At 67.3% G+C, this 16089-nt stretch carries 18 protein-coding genes; 11 read left to right on the top strand and 7 right to left on the bottom strand.

The window, feature by feature from the left end; translation table 11 throughout:
* The first annotated feature begins 222 nt into the window (after positions 1–222).
* Positions 223–573, top strand: coding sequence for a WhiB family transcriptional regulator (locus tag AO501_RS15890; protein ID WP_055578650.1), 351 nt, complete (start codon positions 223–225; stop codon positions 571–573).
* Positions 574–1056: 483 nt separating this feature from the next.
* Here AO501_RS15890 and AO501_RS15885 read toward each other — a convergent pair whose 3' ends face one another.
* Together AO501_RS15885 and AO501_RS15880 are read right to left on the bottom strand one after the other, a co-directional pair.
* The gene (locus AO501_RS15885) at positions 1057–2187 is read right to left on the bottom strand and encodes an ArsA family ATPase (RefSeq protein ID WP_055578621.1); all 1131 of its coding nucleotides are present in this window, start codon (positions 2185–2187) and stop codon (positions 1057–1059) included.
* A gap of 2 nt (positions 2188–2189) precedes the next feature.
* Positions 2190–3215: an ArsA family ATPase gene (locus tag AO501_RS15880; RefSeq protein ID WP_055578620.1), complete on the bottom strand. Its 1026-nt coding sequence runs from the start codon at positions 3213–3215 to the stop codon at positions 2190–2192.
* Positions 3216–3257: 42 nt separating this feature from the next.
* Between AO501_RS15880 and AO501_RS37265 the strand changes: the two genes are divergently transcribed.
* The 3 genes from AO501_RS37265 to AO501_RS15870 are packed head-to-tail and all read left to right on the top strand — an operon-like array spanning position 3258 to position 4665.
* Positions 3258–3419 carry a DUF4177 domain-containing protein gene (locus AO501_RS37265; protein WP_120794267.1) on the top strand — a complete coding sequence of 54 codons (162 nt, stop codon included), beginning with the start codon at positions 3258–3260 and terminating at the stop codon, positions 3417–3419.
* Entirely contained in the window at positions 3416–3871 is a 456-nt protein-coding gene (locus tag AO501_RS15875; protein WP_055578619.1) for a RidA family protein, read from the top strand. Before AO501_RS37265 ends, AO501_RS15875 begins: the two co-directional genes overlap by 4 nt.
* Positions 3872–3876: 5 nt before the next feature.
* Positions 3877–4665 carry an MBL fold metallo-hydrolase gene (locus tag AO501_RS15870; RefSeq protein ID WP_055578618.1) on the top strand — a complete coding sequence of 263 codons (789 nt, stop codon included), beginning with the start codon at positions 3877–3879 and terminating at the stop codon, positions 4663–4665.
* A gap of 118 nt (positions 4666–4783) precedes the next feature.
* On the opposite strand, the gene crp is transcribed toward AO501_RS15870, so the two are convergent.
* Both crp and AO501_RS15860 read right to left on the bottom strand, forming a co-directional pair.
* Positions 4784–5458, bottom strand: coding sequence for a cAMP-activated global transcriptional regulator CRP (gene crp / locus AO501_RS15865; RefSeq protein ID WP_036362963.1), 675 nt, complete (start codon positions 5456–5458; stop codon positions 4784–4786).
* Positions 5459–5566: 108 nt separating this feature from the next.
* Positions 5567–5974, bottom strand: coding sequence for a hypothetical protein (locus AO501_RS15860; RefSeq protein WP_055578617.1), 408 nt, complete (start codon positions 5972–5974; stop codon positions 5567–5569).
* Positions 5975–6126: 152 nt separating this feature from the next.
* On the opposite strand from AO501_RS15860, the gene nth reads away from it, so the two are divergent.
* Genes nth through marP form a run of 4 tightly spaced genes read left to right on the top strand, consistent with a single transcriptional unit; the run spans position 6127 to position 9475 of the window.
* Positions 6127–6807, top strand: coding sequence for an endonuclease III (gene nth / locus AO501_RS15855; protein WP_156452601.1), 681 nt, complete (start codon positions 6127–6129; stop codon positions 6805–6807).
* Positions 6808–6818: 11 nt separating this feature from the next.
* Positions 6819–7457, top strand: a complete 639-nt coding sequence (locus tag AO501_RS15850; protein WP_055578615.1) for a TlpA family protein disulfide reductase — start codon at positions 6819–6821, stop codon at positions 7455–7457.
* Between the two features lie 6 nt (positions 7458–7463).
* Positions 7464–8276, top strand: coding sequence for an NUDIX hydrolase (locus AO501_RS15845; protein ID WP_156452596.1), 813 nt, complete (start codon positions 7464–7466; stop codon positions 8274–8276).
* A gap of 5 nt (positions 8277–8281) precedes the next feature.
* A complete protein-coding gene (gene marP, locus AO501_RS15840) occupies positions 8282–9475 on the top strand; it encodes an acid resistance serine protease MarP (RefSeq protein ID WP_156452600.1) in 1194 nt (397 codons plus the stop codon).
* Here marP and AO501_RS15835 read toward each other — a convergent pair.
* Positions 9468–10421 (bottom strand): alpha/beta fold hydrolase, encoded by a 954-nt coding sequence (locus tag AO501_RS15835; RefSeq protein ID WP_055578613.1) that lies wholly within the window; start codon positions 10419–10421, stop codon positions 9468–9470. The genes marP and AO501_RS15835 overlap by 8 nt on opposite strands.
* On the bottom strand, positions 10422–10964 hold the full coding sequence (locus AO501_RS15830) for a phage holin family protein (RefSeq protein WP_055578612.1): 543 nt from the start codon (positions 10962–10964) through the stop codon (positions 10422–10424). It lies immediately after the preceding gene.
* Positions 10965–11206: 242 nt separating this feature from the next.
* On the opposite strand from AO501_RS15830, the gene AO501_RS15825 reads away from it, so the two are divergent.
* Positions 11207–11893 (top strand): S1 family peptidase, encoded by a 687-nt coding sequence (locus tag AO501_RS15825; RefSeq protein ID WP_197419864.1) that lies wholly within the window; start codon positions 11207–11209, stop codon positions 11891–11893.
* Between the two features lies 1 nt (position 11894).
* Here the strand turns inward: AO501_RS15825 and acs are convergent, their stop codons facing one another.
* Positions 11895–13847 carry an acetate--CoA ligase gene (acs, locus tag AO501_RS15820; RefSeq protein WP_055578610.1) on the bottom strand — a complete coding sequence of 651 codons (1953 nt, stop codon included), beginning with the start codon at positions 13845–13847 and terminating at the stop codon, positions 11895–11897.
* 85 nt (positions 13848–13932) lie between these two features.
* Here acs and AO501_RS15815 point away from each other — a divergent pair, with 85 nt between their 5' ends.
* Both AO501_RS15815 and AO501_RS15810 read left to right on the top strand, forming a co-directional pair.
* Entirely contained in the window at positions 13933–14457 is a 525-nt protein-coding gene (locus tag AO501_RS15815; protein ID WP_082658662.1) for a DUF4232 domain-containing protein, read from the top strand.
* Positions 14458–14483: 26 nt separating this feature from the next.
* On the top strand, positions 14484–16088 hold the full coding sequence (locus tag AO501_RS15810; protein ID WP_156452599.1) for a peptide ABC transporter substrate-binding protein: 1605 nt from the start codon (positions 14484–14486) through the stop codon (positions 16086–16088).
* Position 16089 lies beyond the last annotated feature (1 nt).

Genomic DNA, 16089 nt, shown 5'->3' with positions numbered 1-16089 from the left:
GAGAGGTCGCTCCTGTTTTCCCCGGCCGGTCGGCGGAAGACGGCACGGACGTCCCAGAAAAAGCGTTATCGGACTGTTGCGCAATTGCGGTGTCAACCCCTAACTTAGATACGCAGTGAGATTCAGGTAACACCGATGTGCACGTTGTGGCTGGAATCGCATCGTCGGCTGGTACCCGAAGAGGGCGGCCGCAGGCGGCGGCCGGAAGGAAGGGATCAGCTCGTGTCAGGAACACGTCCGGGTGCACGAAGGACCAACCTCACGTCCGTAGGTAACCCGCTCCGCAGCGTCGAGGCTGAAGAGCGCATCACCTGGGTGTCGCAGGCGTTGTGCCGGGCGACGGACCCCGACGAGCTGTTCGTGCGTGGAGCCGCCCAGCGCAAGGCCGCGGTTATCTGCCGGCACTGCCCTGTAATGCAGGAATGCGGTGCCGACGCGCTGGACAACAAGGTCGAGTTCGGCGTCTGGGGCGGCATGACCGAGCGTCAGCGGCGCGCACTGCTCAAGCAGCACCCCGAGGTCGTGTCCTGGTCGGACTACTTCGACAAGCGCAAGCGCCGCAACATCATCTGACCCGGCCGCGGTTCCCGCCCGGCGGCGGGCGTGTTCCTCATTACTTTTTTTATTACAGCTTAGCTGGACGCTATTTTTGCGTCCAGCCATTTAAGCAGGTCAGAGGGCCTTTTCGAACTGGGCTGCGGTCGACGTCTACTGACCGCCGTTGAATCGGCGTCAAATAACGCCCGGAGTGCGCGGTATCGTCGCTGGTCGCGACGCCTTTACAGAGTCGACCGCCGGCGTAACACGACAGCCTCCGGCGCCCTCCTACCCGCCTGGCCGGCAGAGGCGTCAACGACGGTCAAGGAGCAGGTCGGAGACTCGCTTCCATCATTACTTTATTGTTACAGCTTAGCTCAACGAAATACCTGCGGCGCGGTATCCGCGCAGGTCAGAGGGGTTTTTGGGGCTATAGATACGTATGTTGTTCATGGTCACCGTTGAATGGGCGTCAAATAACCCACCGCTGCGGTGGCATCGCCGCAGGTCAACGACGGATCAAGCCGAAGTGATCTGGTCAGCCAGGGCGCGCAGGGCCTCCAGGTCCGAGACGTCGAACGGCAGCGAGGGCACCCCGATCACCGGCACGTGGGGATGGGCTCCGGTGAAGCGGGACAGCAGGCGGATCTCTCGCTTGGCCGTCTGGCCGCGATCGGCGTGGATGTGCAGCACCGCCGAAGCCAGGGCCGCCTGCTCGGACGTTTCCGATTCCAGCTTCTCGTTGGCGTCGATGGCACGCTCTACCGGAAGTGAGCACAACAGCGGATGGGTGCGGTTGAGGACCAGCCCCGCCAGCGGCATTCCTTCCTGGGACAGCCGGTCGACGAAGAAGGCCGCCTCGCGCAGCGCGTCGGGCTCGGCGGCCGAGACCACCACGAACTGAGTGCCGCGGCGCTTCAGTAGCGCGTAGGTGCGGTCGGCCTTCTCCCGGAAGCCGCCGAACGTCGCGTCCAGCGACTGCACGAACGCCGCCGCGTCACCCAGCATCTGCGAGCCCAGGATCGTCGACATCGCCTTCATCGCCAGGCCCATCGCGCCGGTGACCAGCCGGCCGATGCCGCGGCCGGGCGCCAGCAGCAGTCGCCACAGCCGGCTGTCCATAAAGCTGCCCAGACGCTTGGGCGCGTCCAGGAAGTCCAGTGCGTTGCGTGACGGCGGGGTGTCGACCACGACCAGGTCCCACCGGTCCTGTGCCAGCAGCTGGCCCAGCTTCTCCATCGCCATGTATTCCTGCGTGCCGGCCAGCGACGTGGCGACCGTCTGATAGAACTGGTTGTCCAAAATCGATTGCGCCCGATCGGATCCCGAGTACTGGACCACCATTTCGTCGAAGGTGCGGCGCATGTCGAGCATCATCGCGTGCAGCTCGCCGGGCACCTCCGGTGCCAACGGAACGCGCTGCGGCGTGTTGCCAAGGTCGTTGACTCCCAACGCTTGTGCGAGGCGCTTGGCCGGGTCGATCGTCAAAACCACTACGGTGCGCCCATATTCGGCCGCGCGCAGCGCGATCGCCGCGGCGGTAGTGGTCTTGCCGACACCGCCCGCACCGCAGCACACCACCACCCGGTTGGTCGTGTCGGCCAGGATCGCGGCCATGTCAAGGGTTTCCGGCTTGTGTGCCTGTGTCATGGTTACCGGACTCCTTGTTGCGCAAGTACTTCCGAAAGTTCGTAAAGGCTGCCCAGGTCGACTCCGTCGGAGATCGTCGGCAGTTCCAGCCTGGGCACCTGCAGCGAATCGAGTTGCTGCGCAGTCTCCGAGCGCGCGCTGATCCGGGTGGCGTGTTCGATGGTCTCGGTCAGCAGGCCCGCGAAGTCGGCGTCTTCCAGCTCGATTCCGGCCGTCGCCAACCCCGAACGCACGGCGTCGGCGTCCACCACGCCCTCGGCGGCCTTCGCCAGGTCGTCGTTGCCGAGATAGGCCGGGATGTTGCGATTCACGATGACGCTGCCGATCGGCAGTTCCATTTCCGCGAGCTCCTCGATGGCCTCCAGGGTCTCCTGCACCGGCAGCGCTTCCAGCAGCGTCACCAGGTGGATGGCCGTCTGGTCGGAGTGCAGCAGCTTGACCACGCCTTCGGCCTGGGAATGCACCGGTCCGCCCTTGGCCAGATCCGACACCGCCTTGGTGACGTCGAGGAAGCGGGCGATGCGGCCGGTCGGCGGGGCGTCGACCACGATCGCGTCGTAGACGGGACTCTTGGCGCCCTTGTTCATGCGGATCACCGTCTCCTTGATCTTGCCGGTGAGCAGCACGTCGCGCAGGCCGGGCGCGATGGTGGTGGCGAACTCGATGGCGCCGATGCGGCGCATCGCCCGGCCCGCGATGCCCAGGTTGTAGAACATGTCGAGGTATTCCAGGAAGGCGGCCTCGATGTCGATGGCCAGCGCGTTGACCTGGCCGCCGCGTTCGGCGGTCGCGATCTTGAGCTCCTGGTAGGGCAGCGGCGGGACGTCGAATAGTTGCGCGATCCCTTGGCGCCCTTCGACTTCCACCAGCAGCACTTTGCGTCCGCCGGCGGCGAGGGTCAGGGCCAGGGCGGCCGCGATCGTCGACTTGCCGGTACCGCCCTTGCCGGTCACGAAATGGAGGCGGGCCTTCGACAACCGCGAAGGCCAACCGACGGAGCTACCGCCGCTCGATGTGTTAGCCACCATCGCATGCTAGCCGTTGCTGTTTTGCCGGATAAGCTCGCGACCATGACCCAACCCACCACATGGGAGTACGCGACGATTCCGCTGCTCACCCACGCCACCAAGCAGATCCTCGACCAGTGGGGCGCCGACGGCTGGGAGCTGGTGGCGGTGTTGCCCGGCCCCACCGGAGAGCAGCACGTCGCATACCTCAAGCGGCCGAAGTGAGCGCCAAAGACCGCCTCGCGGAGCTGGGCCTCACGCTTCCCCAGGTGGTCGCCCCGCTGGCGGCCTACGTACCAGCGGTGCGCACCGGCAACCTCGTCTACACCGCGGGCCAGCTGCCGTTCGTGGACGGCAAGTTGGGTGCGTCCGGCAAGGTCGGTGCCGACGTCGCTCCCGACGCGAGCAAGGCGCTGGCGCGGGTGTGTGCGCTCAACGCTCTGGCCGCCATCGATTCACTGGTGGGCCTGGACTCGGTGACCCGGGTGGTCAAGGTGGTGGGGTTCGTCGCGTCCGCGCCGGGCTTCCACGGTCAGCCGGGGGTCATCAACGGGGCCTCCGAACTGCTTGCCGAGGTGTTCGGCGAGAACGGCAAGCATGCCCGGTCGGCGGTCGGGGTGGCCGAGCTGCCATTGGGCGCTCCGGTGGAGGTCGAACTGATCGTGGAGGTCGGGTAACGGCCGTGGCCGGGTCAGCGCTCGCCCATCCCGCCTACGCCCAGCTGCGGGCGGTCACCGACACTGCCTCGGTGTTGCTGTGCGACAACCCGGGGCTGATGACGCTGGAGGGCACCAACACCTGGGTGCTCCGCGGTCCCCGCAGCGACGAGTTGGTGGTCGTGGACCCGGGGCCCGACGACGACGAGCACATCGCGCGGGTTGCTGAGCAGGGCCGCATCGTGCTGGTGCTGATCAGCCACCGGCACGGCGACCACACCGACGGCATCGACAAGCTGGTCGAGCGAACCGGCGCGACGGTGCGCTCGGCGGGCAGCGGGTTCTTGCGCGGGTTCGGCGGCGAACTGGTCGACGGCGAAGTGATCGACGCCGCCGGCCTGAAGATCACCGTCATGTCCACGCCCGGCCACACCGCTGATTCATTGTCGTTCGTGCTCGACGACGCGGTGCTGACCGCCGACACCGTGCTGGGGCGCGGCACCACCGTGATGGACAAGGAAGACGGCAACCTGACCGCCTACCTGGAATCGCTGCGGCGACTGCGCGGCCTGGGACGGCGGGTCGTGCTGCCCGGACACGGTCCGGAACTGCCTGATCTGGATGCGGTGGCGCAGGGCTATCTGGCGCACCGGAACGAGCGGCTCGAGCAGGTGCGTTCGGCGCTGCGCGAGCTGGGTGAGGATGCCGGCGCACGCCAGGTCGTCGAGCACGTCTACACCGACGTCGACGAGAAGCTCTGGGACGCGGCCGAGTGGTCGGTGCAGGTCCAGCTGGACTACCTGCGGACTCAGTAGCGCGAGCAGACTCCGGAATGGGCCGTCGCGCCGAGTTTGAATCCAGTCACCCACGCACCGGCGTGTCGTGTGCGTGGTGTCAGTGTCGCGGACCTGATGGCCCGCGCTGCGCGCGGGCTCAGCGCGCCCGGCGGGCCAGGCGTTCGGAGTCCGAGATCAGCACGCTCTTGCCCTCCAGCCGGATCCAGCCGCGGTGCGCGAAGTCGGCCAGCGCTTTGTTGACCGTCTCCCGGGACGCGCCCACCAGCTGGGCGATCTCCTCCTGCGTCAGGTCGTGGGTGACCCGCATGGCGCCACCCTCCTGCGTGCCGAAACGTTGAGCGAGCTGGAGCAGCTGCTTGGCCACCCGGCCCGGCACGTCGGTGAAGATCAGGTCGGCGAGGTTGTTGTTGGTGCGCCGCAGCCGGCGGGCCAGCACTCGCAGCAGCTGCTCGGCGATCTCCGGACGGTCGGCGATCCACGCCCGCAGCGCGTCGCGGTCCATCGACACCGCGCGCACCTCGGTGATCGTCGTCGCGCTGGACGTCCGCGGGCCCGGGTCGAAGATCGACAGCTCGCCGAACATGTCCGAAGGGCCCATGATCGTGAGCAGGTTCTCCCGTCCATCGGGTGAGCGTCGACCGATCTTCACCTTGCCCGCGACGATGATGTAGAGCCGGTCACCCGGTTCACCCTCGGCGAATACGGTGTGTCCACGGGGGAAGTCGACAGGCTGCAGCTGCTTGGTCAGTGCCGCGACTGCGCTGGGCTCAACCCCTTGGAAGATTCCGGCCCTTGCCAGGATCTCGTCCACGTTGCCTCTTCTTGCCTCTTCAGTTTCTAACGAAGTAGATACGGGCTGGCCAACCTGTGACGGCCGACACGAGTCTAAAGGTAGGCCAAACGGTGCGGCCTGCCAACGCTACACACGATTAACGTGTCGAGTCACCGTAAATTGCGTGTTGGCCCGATACCGCCCGCCCCAGGTGGCCCCGATGCGGGTTGGCAGGCCCGATTCGATACGTCCGACCATGTCGGCAGCAAAGAATGTCTCGACGTGATGCCTGCCGTTCAGCGCTTTGGGCTGCGGTGCGGCTTCCAGTCCGAGGGCCTGACGGCGGTGCAGCAACTCCAGCGCCTCCGGCATGCCCTCGCGGGCCAGCGTACGGACGTCGACGGCTTGGGCGTGGTCGAGAAAATCGGCGACATCGGAGGCGGTCACGGTGTCGTGGTCGAGGGACTTTTCCAGCCGCCCGAGCCCAAGCGCCGCCAGCATCAGCAAGGCGGGGATGCAGGCCACCAGCAACCACAACACAAAAAGAGTAAACATGGTCAAGGTCTCAGCGAGATTACGAAATCAGTACTCTGTCGTAGGTGTCAGCGGCAAAGTCGTCCCCCGCCAAGGAAAAGGCGGCGGAGAAAGCCGTCGCCAAGCGCTTCGCCAATGAAACCCGCACCGGGTTGGTGCGACGGGCGCGCAGAATGAATCGGGCGCTGGCGCAGGCATTTCCGCACGTCTACTGCGAACTCGACTTCACCTCGCCGCTCGAACTGGCGGTCGCGACCATACTTTCGGCCCAGAGCACCGACAAGCGCGTGAATCTGACCACGCCCGCGTTGTTCGTGAAGTACCGAACGGCACTGGATTACGCGCAGGCCGATCGCGAAGAGTTGGAGGCCCTGATCCACCCGACCGGCTTCTTCCGCAACAAGGCCACCTCGCTCATCGGACTGGGCCAGGCCCTCGTCGAGCGGTTCGACGGTGAAGTGCCGAACACCATGGAAGAGCTGGTGACGCTGCCCGGCGTCGGCCGGAAGACGGCGAACGTCATCCTCGGCAACGCCTTCAACATCCCCGGCATCACCGTCGACACCCATTTCGGTCGGCTGGTCCGCCGGTGGCGGTGGACCGCCGAAGAAGACCCGGTCAAGGTGGAGCACGCCGTCGGTGAGCTGATCGAGCGCAAGGAATGGACCCTGCTCAGCCACCGGGTGATCTTCCACGGCCGCCGGGTGTGCCACTCCCGCAAACCCGCATGCGGGGTGTGCGTGCTGGCCAAGGACTGTCCCTCCTTCGGCCTGGGCCCCACCGATCCGCTGCTGGCCGCCCCACTCGTCCAGGGCCCGGAGACCGACCACCTATTGGCCCTGGCCGGGTTGTAACCGCTCCAGGCATGAAGGGGCTCTCCGGTGCTGCCCGCTGGACCATCGCGGTCGTAGCGGTGGTGGCCGCGCTGGTGGTGGCGCTGGTGGCGCAACTGCGCGACGACGCCGTGCCGAAGACCGGCACCGCGGGGCCGGCCGGGCGTGGACATCGGGATGCGGACACGGTCGAGGCGCTGGCCGGTCCGCGGCAACGGGCCGACCTGGCACCCTGTCCGGCGCCGTCCGCGGGGTGGGGCGTCCCCGTCCTGCAGGGTGTGATGGTCGAGTGCGCGGCCGACGGCGCCCCTGTCGACGTGGCGAAAGCGCTGGCCGGGCGGCGGGTGGTGATCAACCTCTGGGCTTACTGGTGTGGGCCTTGCGCTGCCGAACTGCCGGCGATGGCCGAGTATCAACGTCGAGTGGGGTCCGACGTGGTGGTGGTGACGGTTCATCAGGATGAGAACGAGACGGCCGCCCTGCTGCGACTGGCCGAACTGGGCGTTCATCTGCCGACGCTGCAGGATGGCCGCCGACGGGTGGCGGCTGCGCTGCGGGTGGCAAACGTGATGCCCGCGACGGTAGTGCTGCGGCCGGACGGTAGCGTTGCGCAGACCCTGCCGCGGGCATTCGACAGCGCCGACGAGATTGCGGCCGCGGTCGGGGAGTGAGGCGGGGTGAGCGAATCAGATGAGGTGCCGGTGACTGCAGCGGGAACCGCGCGCGAGCGGGCGACGGTCGCGCTCACTCCTGATGCCGGCCCAGCCTGGTTGCGGCCGCTGATCGACAACGTCGACCAGATTCCCGACGCATTCCGCCGCCGGTTGCCGGCCGACGTGTTGGCAATGGTGACGGCGGCCAAGGCGGTGGGCCGTGGCGGGCGGGATGCCGCCGTCCTGGTGCTGTTCTCGGGGCCGGAGGCCGGGCCTGCCGGCGGCGTCCCCGACGACGCCGACCTGCTGCTGACCGTGCGGGCCTCCACCTTGCGTCACCACGCCGGCCAGGCCGCATTCCCCGGAGGGGCATCAGACCCCGGCGACGCAGGCCCCGTCGCCACCGCCTTGCGGGAAGCCCGCGAGGAGACCGGTATCGATGTCAACAGGCTGCACCCGCTGGTGACCATGGAACGCACTTTCATCGCTCCGTCGCGATTTCACGTCGTCCCGGTGCTGGCCTACTCGCCTGATCCGGGCCCGGTGACGGTGGTCAACGACGCCGAGACGGCGATCGTGGCCCGAGTTCCGGTGCGCGCCTTCATCAACCCGGAAAATCGGCTGATGGTCTACCGGGGCACCTTGGGGCGCCGCTGGGCGGGACCGGCGTTTCTGCTGAACCAGATGCTGGTGTGGGGCTTCACTGGCCAGGTGATCTCTGCGGTTCTCGACGTAGCGGGGTGGGCCCAGCCCTGGGACACCGACGACATCCGCGAACTCGACGACGCGATGGTGTTGGTCGGTGACTCCGACGGGCTGCGGGGTGGGGCGCGATGAATTCGATGACGCCCTCGCAGTGGCTGGACATCGCCGTCCTGGCGGTGGCTTTCATCGCCGCGATCTCCGGGTGGCGCTCCGGTGCCCTCGGGTCGGTGCTCTCGTTCGCCGGGGTGGTGCTGGGCGCGGTGGCAGGCGTGTTGCTGGCGCCGCACATCGTCAGCCACATCGCGGCTCCGCGGGCGAAGTTGTTTGCGGCGCTGTTCCTGATCCTGGCGCTGGTGGTGGTCGGTGAGGTCGCCGGTGTGGTGCTGGGCCGGGCGGTGCGCGGCGCGATCCGCAACCGGCCGATCCGCACCATCGACTCCGTCATCGGCGTCGGCGTCCAGCTGATGGTGGTATTGACGGCGGCCTGGCTGTTGGCGACCCCGTTGACCCAATCGAAGGACCAGCCGGAACTGGCCGCCGCGGTGCGGGGTTCACGCGTGCTCGCCGAAGTCAACGAGGTGGCGCCGACCTGGCTGAAGACGGTGCCCAAGCGCCTTTCGGCGCTGCTGAACACCTCCGGCCTGCCCGCTGTGTTGGAGCCGTTCAGCCGCACCCCGGTGATTCCGGTCGCCTCCCCGGACCCTGCGCTGGCCAACAACCCCGTGGTGGCGGCGGCCGCGCCGAGCGTGGTCAAGGTGCGCAGCCTGGCGCCGAGCTGTCAGAAGGTGCTTGAAGGCACCGGGTTCGTCATCGCACCCGAGCGGGTGATGACGAACGCGCACGTGGTGGCGGGCTCCAGCAGCGTCTCGTTGCAGGCGAACGGCAAGAACTACGACGCCACGGTGGTTTCCTACGACCCGCAGGTGGACATCGCGATCCTGGCCGTGCCGGGATTGCCGTCGGCGCCGCTGGTGTTCGACGACACCCCCGCGAAAACCGGCACCGACGTGGTCGTGCTCGGCTATCCCGGCGGCGGGAATTTCACCGCCACCCCCGCGCGGATCCGGGAAGTCATCAAGCTCAGCGGGCCGGACATCTACCGCAGCCCCCAGCAGGTCACCCGTGACGTCTACACCATCCGGGCCAACGTGGAGCAGGGAGATTCCGGCGGGCCGCTGATCGACCTCGACGGCCGGGTGCTCGGCGTGGTGTTCGGTGCGGCAGTCGACGACGCCGACACCGGGTTCGTGCTGACGGCCGAGGAGGTGGCCGGCCAGCTCTCCAAGATCGGTGCCACCGCGCCGGTGGGCACCGGAGCCTGCGTCAGCTGACCTGCTGCACCTTCTGCAGGAAGCGGGTCAGGTGCCGGTTGATTTCCGCCGGCGCCTCTTCATGGCTGAAATGCCCGGCTCCCGCAACGGAGACGTAGCGGCCGTGCGGCGCGTAGCGCTGGGTGCGCTCGACCGGCGCGGCCAGGACGTAGGGATCGGCGTCACCGCGGATGTGCAGCAACGGCACCCCCAGTTGCGCGGTGGTGGATTTGATGAACCGGTGGCCTTCACCGCGTAACTGGCTGCGCACCGCCCACCGCTGGTATTCGAGCGCGCAGTGCGCGGCGCCGGGGATCTGGATGGCCTGGCGCAGGTACCGCACTGTCTGCGAATAATCTTCGGAGGCAACCCATTTGGCGCTGCAGCGGCTGCGCACGAGCCGCTCGATCTCGGCGCCGTCGTGTCTGGTCAGTAGTCGCTCGGGCAACAGCGGCGCCTGATACCGCAGCAGCGTCGGCAGCAGGGCGCGGCCCTGGTCCCGGCGGGTCAGCGTGGACCGCCGCAACGCCGCCGGATGCGGCGAACTGACCAGTGCGATGCCGCGCACCAGCCGCGAATGCAACAGTGCGGTGGCCCAGCAGGCCAGCCCCCCGTCCGCGTGCCCGATCAGCGTCGCCGACGAATGTCCAAGTGCCCGAATGAGTCCGGCGGTATCCCCGGCCAGCGTCCACCCGTCGTAGCCGCGGGGTGGTTTGTCGCTGCCGCCGTAGCCGCGCAGGTCGACCGCGACCACCCGGGCTCCGGTCAGGGCACGAAGCTGATGACGCCACGACCACCAGAAGGACCCGAACCCGTGCAGCAGCATGACCAGCGGCCGACCGGTGGCCGCGCCATTGGAGTTGTCGTCATTCGCTTCGACGACGTGGAACCGGATGCCGTTGGCGTGCACATCCAGATGGCGCCAAGGCCCGTCGATGCGGACGATCGACGGATCTGGAGCCGGCATCTACCAGCCCGAGGGATCGGTGGGAGCGCTGGTCTCCGGCTTCTCGTGCTTGCCGTGGTGTTCGGGGAGTTGTCTGGGGCCGGCCGGTGTCTTGTCGTGGCCCGGGGCGAAGGCGGTACGAGCTTCTTTGACGGATTCGATGGTCTTCTGCGGCCCGCGGATCCTGCGCACCTTCAAGAAGCCGAACAGTGCCAGCGCCACGGTGACGACGACCATGATCCCGAAAACGATGAGGAACGCGGCCCAGCGCCACACCCAGTTGTCCAGCAGCTCGGCCAGGAAAAAGAAGAAGAAGAACGTCGAGTAGAACAGCACCACCAGCGCGGAGATGAAGAAGACGCTGCCGGTCAGGCCCTTTTTGACATCGCGGGTGATCTCCGCGCGGGCCAACTCGACCTCGGCGCGCACCAGGGTCGACATCTGGGCTGTGACGTCTTTGATCAGGTCACCGACCGACGGCTCGCCGGCCCTGGCATGCGGGTCGGCCAGCGGGATCGTGGTCAGCGTGCTCGGCACACCGTTCTTGCGATCGGGTTTGCTCACAGACGGTCCTCTCCGTTTCGCGCTTGCCGGTGTCCCTGCGGGCCGCGCAGCGCGCGTCGTCGCGGTTTATGTTGCCATGCGGCCCGGCACCGGACGAGGCCAGCCGAGGGCCGTCGCAGTGCGGCGGACTGGAGGCGTTGATCCTCTACACTGGCCCACTGGTCTGAGATTCCTCACTCCAATCTTTGACAACCGAACGGGGTACCACTTTGCAGAAGGCGCGATGCGGCTTGAAACCCGCCTTGAAATCGGGTTCTGCCGCGGCCGTCCTGGCCGTTCTCCTGGGCCTTCTGTTTTTGCCGGCTAACACCGCGTCCGCGGACGACAAGGTTGCGCTGGGCGGCGGATCGGGCATCGTCGTCAACACCGGCACGCTGTGCACGCTGACCACGATCGGCCACGACAAGTTCGGTGACCTGATCGGCTTCACCTCGGCGCACTGCGGCGGCCCCGGTGCGCCGGTCGCCGCGGAGGGCGCCGAAGGTCATGGTCAGGTCGGCACCATGGTGGCCGGTAACGACGGCCTGGACTACGCGGTGATCAAGTTCGACCCGGCCAAGGTGAACCCGGTCAACAACGTCAACGGATTCGCGATCAACGGCATCGGCCCGGAACCGGTATTCGGCCAGGTTGCCTGCAAGCAGGGCCGCACCACCGGCAACTCGTGCGGCGTCACCTGGGGACCGGGCCAGGACCCGGGCAGCATCCTGATGCAGGTCTGCGGCGGGCCGGGCGACTCCGGTGCCCCGGTGACCGTCGACAACCTGCTGGTAGGGATGATCCACGGCGCCTTCAGTGACAGCCTGCCCAGCTGCATCACCAAATACATCCCGCTACACACACCTGCCGTGGTGATGTCGATCAACACCGACCTGGACGACATCGTCGCCAAGAACCGGCCCGGCTCCGGCTTCGTCCCGATCGGCTGAGTTACTTCGCCTCGCGGATGGCGTCGAACACGTTGGGATCCAACAGCGTTGACGTGTCACCCAGGTCGCGGTTCTCGGCGATGTCGCGCAGCAAGCGGCGCATGATCTTGCCGCTGCGGGTCTTCGGCAATTCCGGCACGATGTGCACCTCGCGCGGCTTGGCGATCGGCGAGATCTCGTGGGCAACCTCGGCGCGCAACTCCTCGACGGTGCCCTCACTGACCTCGTAATTGGAGCGCAGCACGACGAACGCGCAGATGGCCTGGCCGGTGGTGTCGTCGGTCACGCCGACCACCGCGGCCTCGGCCACCCCGCGGTGTCCGACGAGTGCCGACTCCACCTCCGCGGTGGAAATGCGGTGCCCGGAGATATTCATGACGTCGTCGATGCGTCCCAGCACCCAGATCGCGCCGTCCGGATCGAAGCGGGCGCCGTCGCCGGCGAAGTAGTAGCCCTGGTCGGCGAACTTCGACCAGTAGGTCTTGCGGTACCGCTCCGGGTCGCCCCAGATGCCGCGCAGCATCGACGGCCAGGGTTGGTCCAGTACCAGATAGCCGGTGACGTGGGTTTCCCCTTCGGCGTCCGGGGGCAGCGGGTCGCCGTGGTCGTCGACGATCTTGGCCGAGATGCCGGGCAGCGGGGTCATGGCCGAACCCGGTTTGACCTCGCTGACGCCGGGCAGCGGCGAGATCATCGCCGACCCGGTTTCGGTCTGCCACCAGGTGTCCACCACCGGCACCCGGCCGGCGCCGATGACGTCGCGGTACCACCGCCATGCCTCGGGGTTGATGATCTCACCGACCGAACCGAGTAGCCGGATACTCGACAGGTCGTGAGCGTCGGGGATCTCGCGGCCCCACTTCATGAAGGTGCGGATCAGCGTCGGTGCCGTGTAATAAATTGTGACGCCGTACTTTTCGATGATCTCGAAATGCCGGTGCTCGCTCGGCGTGTTGGGCGTGCCCTCGTAGAGCACTTCGGTGATGCCGTTGGACAGCGGACCATAGACACCGTAGGTGTGCCCGGTGACCCAGCCGATGTCGGCGGTGCACCAGAACACGTCGGTCTCCGGTTTGACGTCGAAGATGGCGTGCATCGTGTACGCGCACTGCGTCAGGTAGCCACCGCTGGTGTGCACGATGCCCTTGGGCTTGCCGGTGGTGCCCGAGGTGTACAGCAGGAACAGGGGCTGCTCGGCGTCGAATGCCTCGGGCGTGTGCTCGGGCGAAGCCTTGTCCACGACGTCGTGCCACCACAGGTCGCGGTCGTCGTTCCAGGACACGTCGATTCCGGTGCGCCGCACCACCAGAACATGTTCGACGGGACTGTCGTCGACCGAGACGGCCTCGTCGGCGGCCTCTTTCAACGGGGCCGGCTTGCCCCGGCGGAACTGCCCGTCGGCGGTGATCAGCAGCTTGGCGTCGGCGTCGGCGATCCGGGTCCGCAGTGCGTGCGCGGTGAAGCCGCCGAACACCACGCTGTGCATGACGCCCAGGCGTGCGCAGGCCAGCATCGCGATCACCGCCTCGGGAATGAGCGGCAGGTAGATGGCGACCCGATCACCGGCGACCAGGCCCAGTTCGGTCAGCGCGTTGGCGGCCTTGCACACCTCCTGCTGCAGTTGCGCGTAGGTCAGGGTGCGGCGGTGGTCCTGCGGTTCGCCTTCCCAGTGGATGGCGACCCGGTCACCGTTGCCGGCCTCCACATGGCGGTCCACGCAGTTGTAGGCGACGTTGAGCTTGCCGCCGACGAACCACTTGGCGAACGGCGCGTCGGACCAGTCCAGGACCTCGGTGTGCGGCGTCGCCCAGGACAGCCGGTCGGCCTGCGCCGCCCAGAACGCCAGCCGGTCGTCTTCGGCCTGGTCGTAGAGCTCCGGGCGGGCGTTGGCCTGTTCGGCGAACTGTGCCGGGGGCGGGTAAGCCGTGGGATGTCCCTCTTCGGTCGCGGTCACGGATGTGAGCGTAACTCCGCGCCGGCGTGGAAGCCTGTGGGCTTCGATTCGTCACCGGGAGTCCACCTGCCGGACAATTCGGGGCATGGCACCAGCACTTCGGATCGTGGCCGCCCTGGCCGCCACGGCAAGTTTCACCGCCCCGCCCGCCTGGGCGGCTCCGACCGACCCCGCGCCGTGCCCGTCCGGGCAGCTCGTGGTCACCGCCGCCGGACCCGAGGCCGCCGTCGGCCACCGCGCGGTGACACTGATATTCGCGGCGGCCCCCGGCGCGGCGCCGTGCACGCTCACCGGTTATCCCACAGTGGAATCGGGCAGCGGCGGGCCGCCGATCACAGCGCAACCCACCCTGCGCGGATACATGGGAGGTCTGCCCAACAGTTCAGATGTGCCTCCCACCGTCACGGTGTCACCCTCGCAGCGCGCTGAGGCGGTGGTGGAGGGCATGTCGGTCAATTCCGGCGGCGACCCCTGTCCGAACTACACGGAGCTGAGCGTCACCCCTCCGGGTGGGGGTGAGAGCGTCACCGTGGCGGCGGCGATCGAGGGCTGCCAGTTGCAGGTGCATCCGGTCACGCAGGTGGTCATCGAGCCGGTGCCGCCGTCTTAGCCTCTAGGGTCGCTGGTGTGCGTCGGATGATGCGGACGGTGCTGGCGGCCCTGTTGGTGGCCGGTTGCCTGGCCGGATGCGGCGGCGGGATGCTCACCCCCGACGCGGTGGTGGTCAACGGCGGCGAACCGCCCAACCCACTGATCCCGACCGGCACCAACGACAGCAACGGCGGCCGCATCGTCGACCGGCTGTTCGCCGGCCTGGTGTCCTACGACTCGGCCGGGCGGCCCTCGCTCGAAGTCGCGCAGTCGATCGAGACACCGGACAACGTCAACTACCGGATCGTCCTCAAACCGGGCTGGACATTCACCGACGGCTCTTCGGTGACGGCCCACTCGTTCGTCGACGCCTGGAACTACGGGGCGGCAGGGGTCAATGCCCAACTGCAGCAGCAGTTCTTCAGCCCGATTGAAGGATTCGACCGACTGTCGCAGACTCCCGGTGACGGCAAGCCGACCAGCATGTCCGGGCTGCGCGTGGTGAGCGATCTCGAATTCACCGTGCTGTTGCGGGCGCCGACCATCGACTTCATGCTGAGCTTGGGCCACAACGCGTTTTATCCGTTGCCCTCCTCGGCTTTTCGCGATATGCAGGCTTTCGGTCGCCATCCGGTGGGCGACGGTCCCTACAAGCTGGCCGACGGTCCCGACGGGCCGGCATGGGAACACAACGTGAAGATCGACCTGGTGGCCAACCCCGATTACCACGGCAACCGCATACCCCGGAACAAGGGATTGCGGTTCGAGTTCTACGCCAACCTGGACACCGCCTACGCTGACCTGCTCTCGGGCAATCTCGATGTGCTGGACACGATTCCGTCCAGCGCGCTGACCATCTACCAGCGCGACCTGGGTGGCAATGCCGTCAAGGGACCGGTGGCCGTCAGTCAGTCTCTCGATACTCCGTTGCGGCTGCGGCATTTCGGTGGTGAGGAGGGAAGGCTGCGCCGGCTTGCGATATCGGCGGCCATCAACCGCCCGCAGATCTGCCAGCAGATTTTCAATGGAACACGCAGTCCGGCGCGCGATTTCACCGCAAGCTCGTTGCCGGGCTTCGATCCCGACATCCCCGGCAACGACGCGCTGGACTTCAACCCGCAACGGGCGCAGCAACTATGGGCCCAGGCCAACGCGATATCGCCATGGACGGGCAGATACGCCATCGCCTACAACGCCGACAGCGGCCATCAGGAGTGGGTGGACGCGGTGGCCAACAGCATCAAGAACACGCTGGGCATCGACGCCGTCGGGGCACCGCAACCGACCTTCGCCGGGTTCCGCACCCAGATCACCAACCGCACCATCGACTCCGCGTTTCGCGCCGGCTGGATCGGCGACTATCCGTCGATGATCGAGTTTCTGGCGCCGCTGTACGCGACCGGCGCCGGATCCAACGACGTCGGATACTCCAGCCCGGAATTCGATGCCGCGCTGACGGCGGCCGAGGCCGCGCCGGACCTGCACCAGGCGGACGTGCTGGCCAACGTGGCGCAACGAATCCTGTTGCACGACATGCCAGCCGTCCCGTTGTGGTACTACATCAGTGTCATCGGATGGTCGAGCCAGGTCCGCAACGTCAAGCCCACCTGGAACGGGCTGCCCGACTACGAGAACATTGTGAAGGGCTGAA

Origin of the sequence: Mycobacterium gordonae (assembly GCF_001417955.2) — a bacterium.
GTDB classification, from domain to species: domain Bacteria; phylum Actinomycetota; class Actinomycetes; order Mycobacteriales; family Mycobacteriaceae; genus Mycobacterium; species Mycobacterium gordonae_B.
This window is presented reverse-complemented; position numbering and strand designations above follow the sequence as displayed.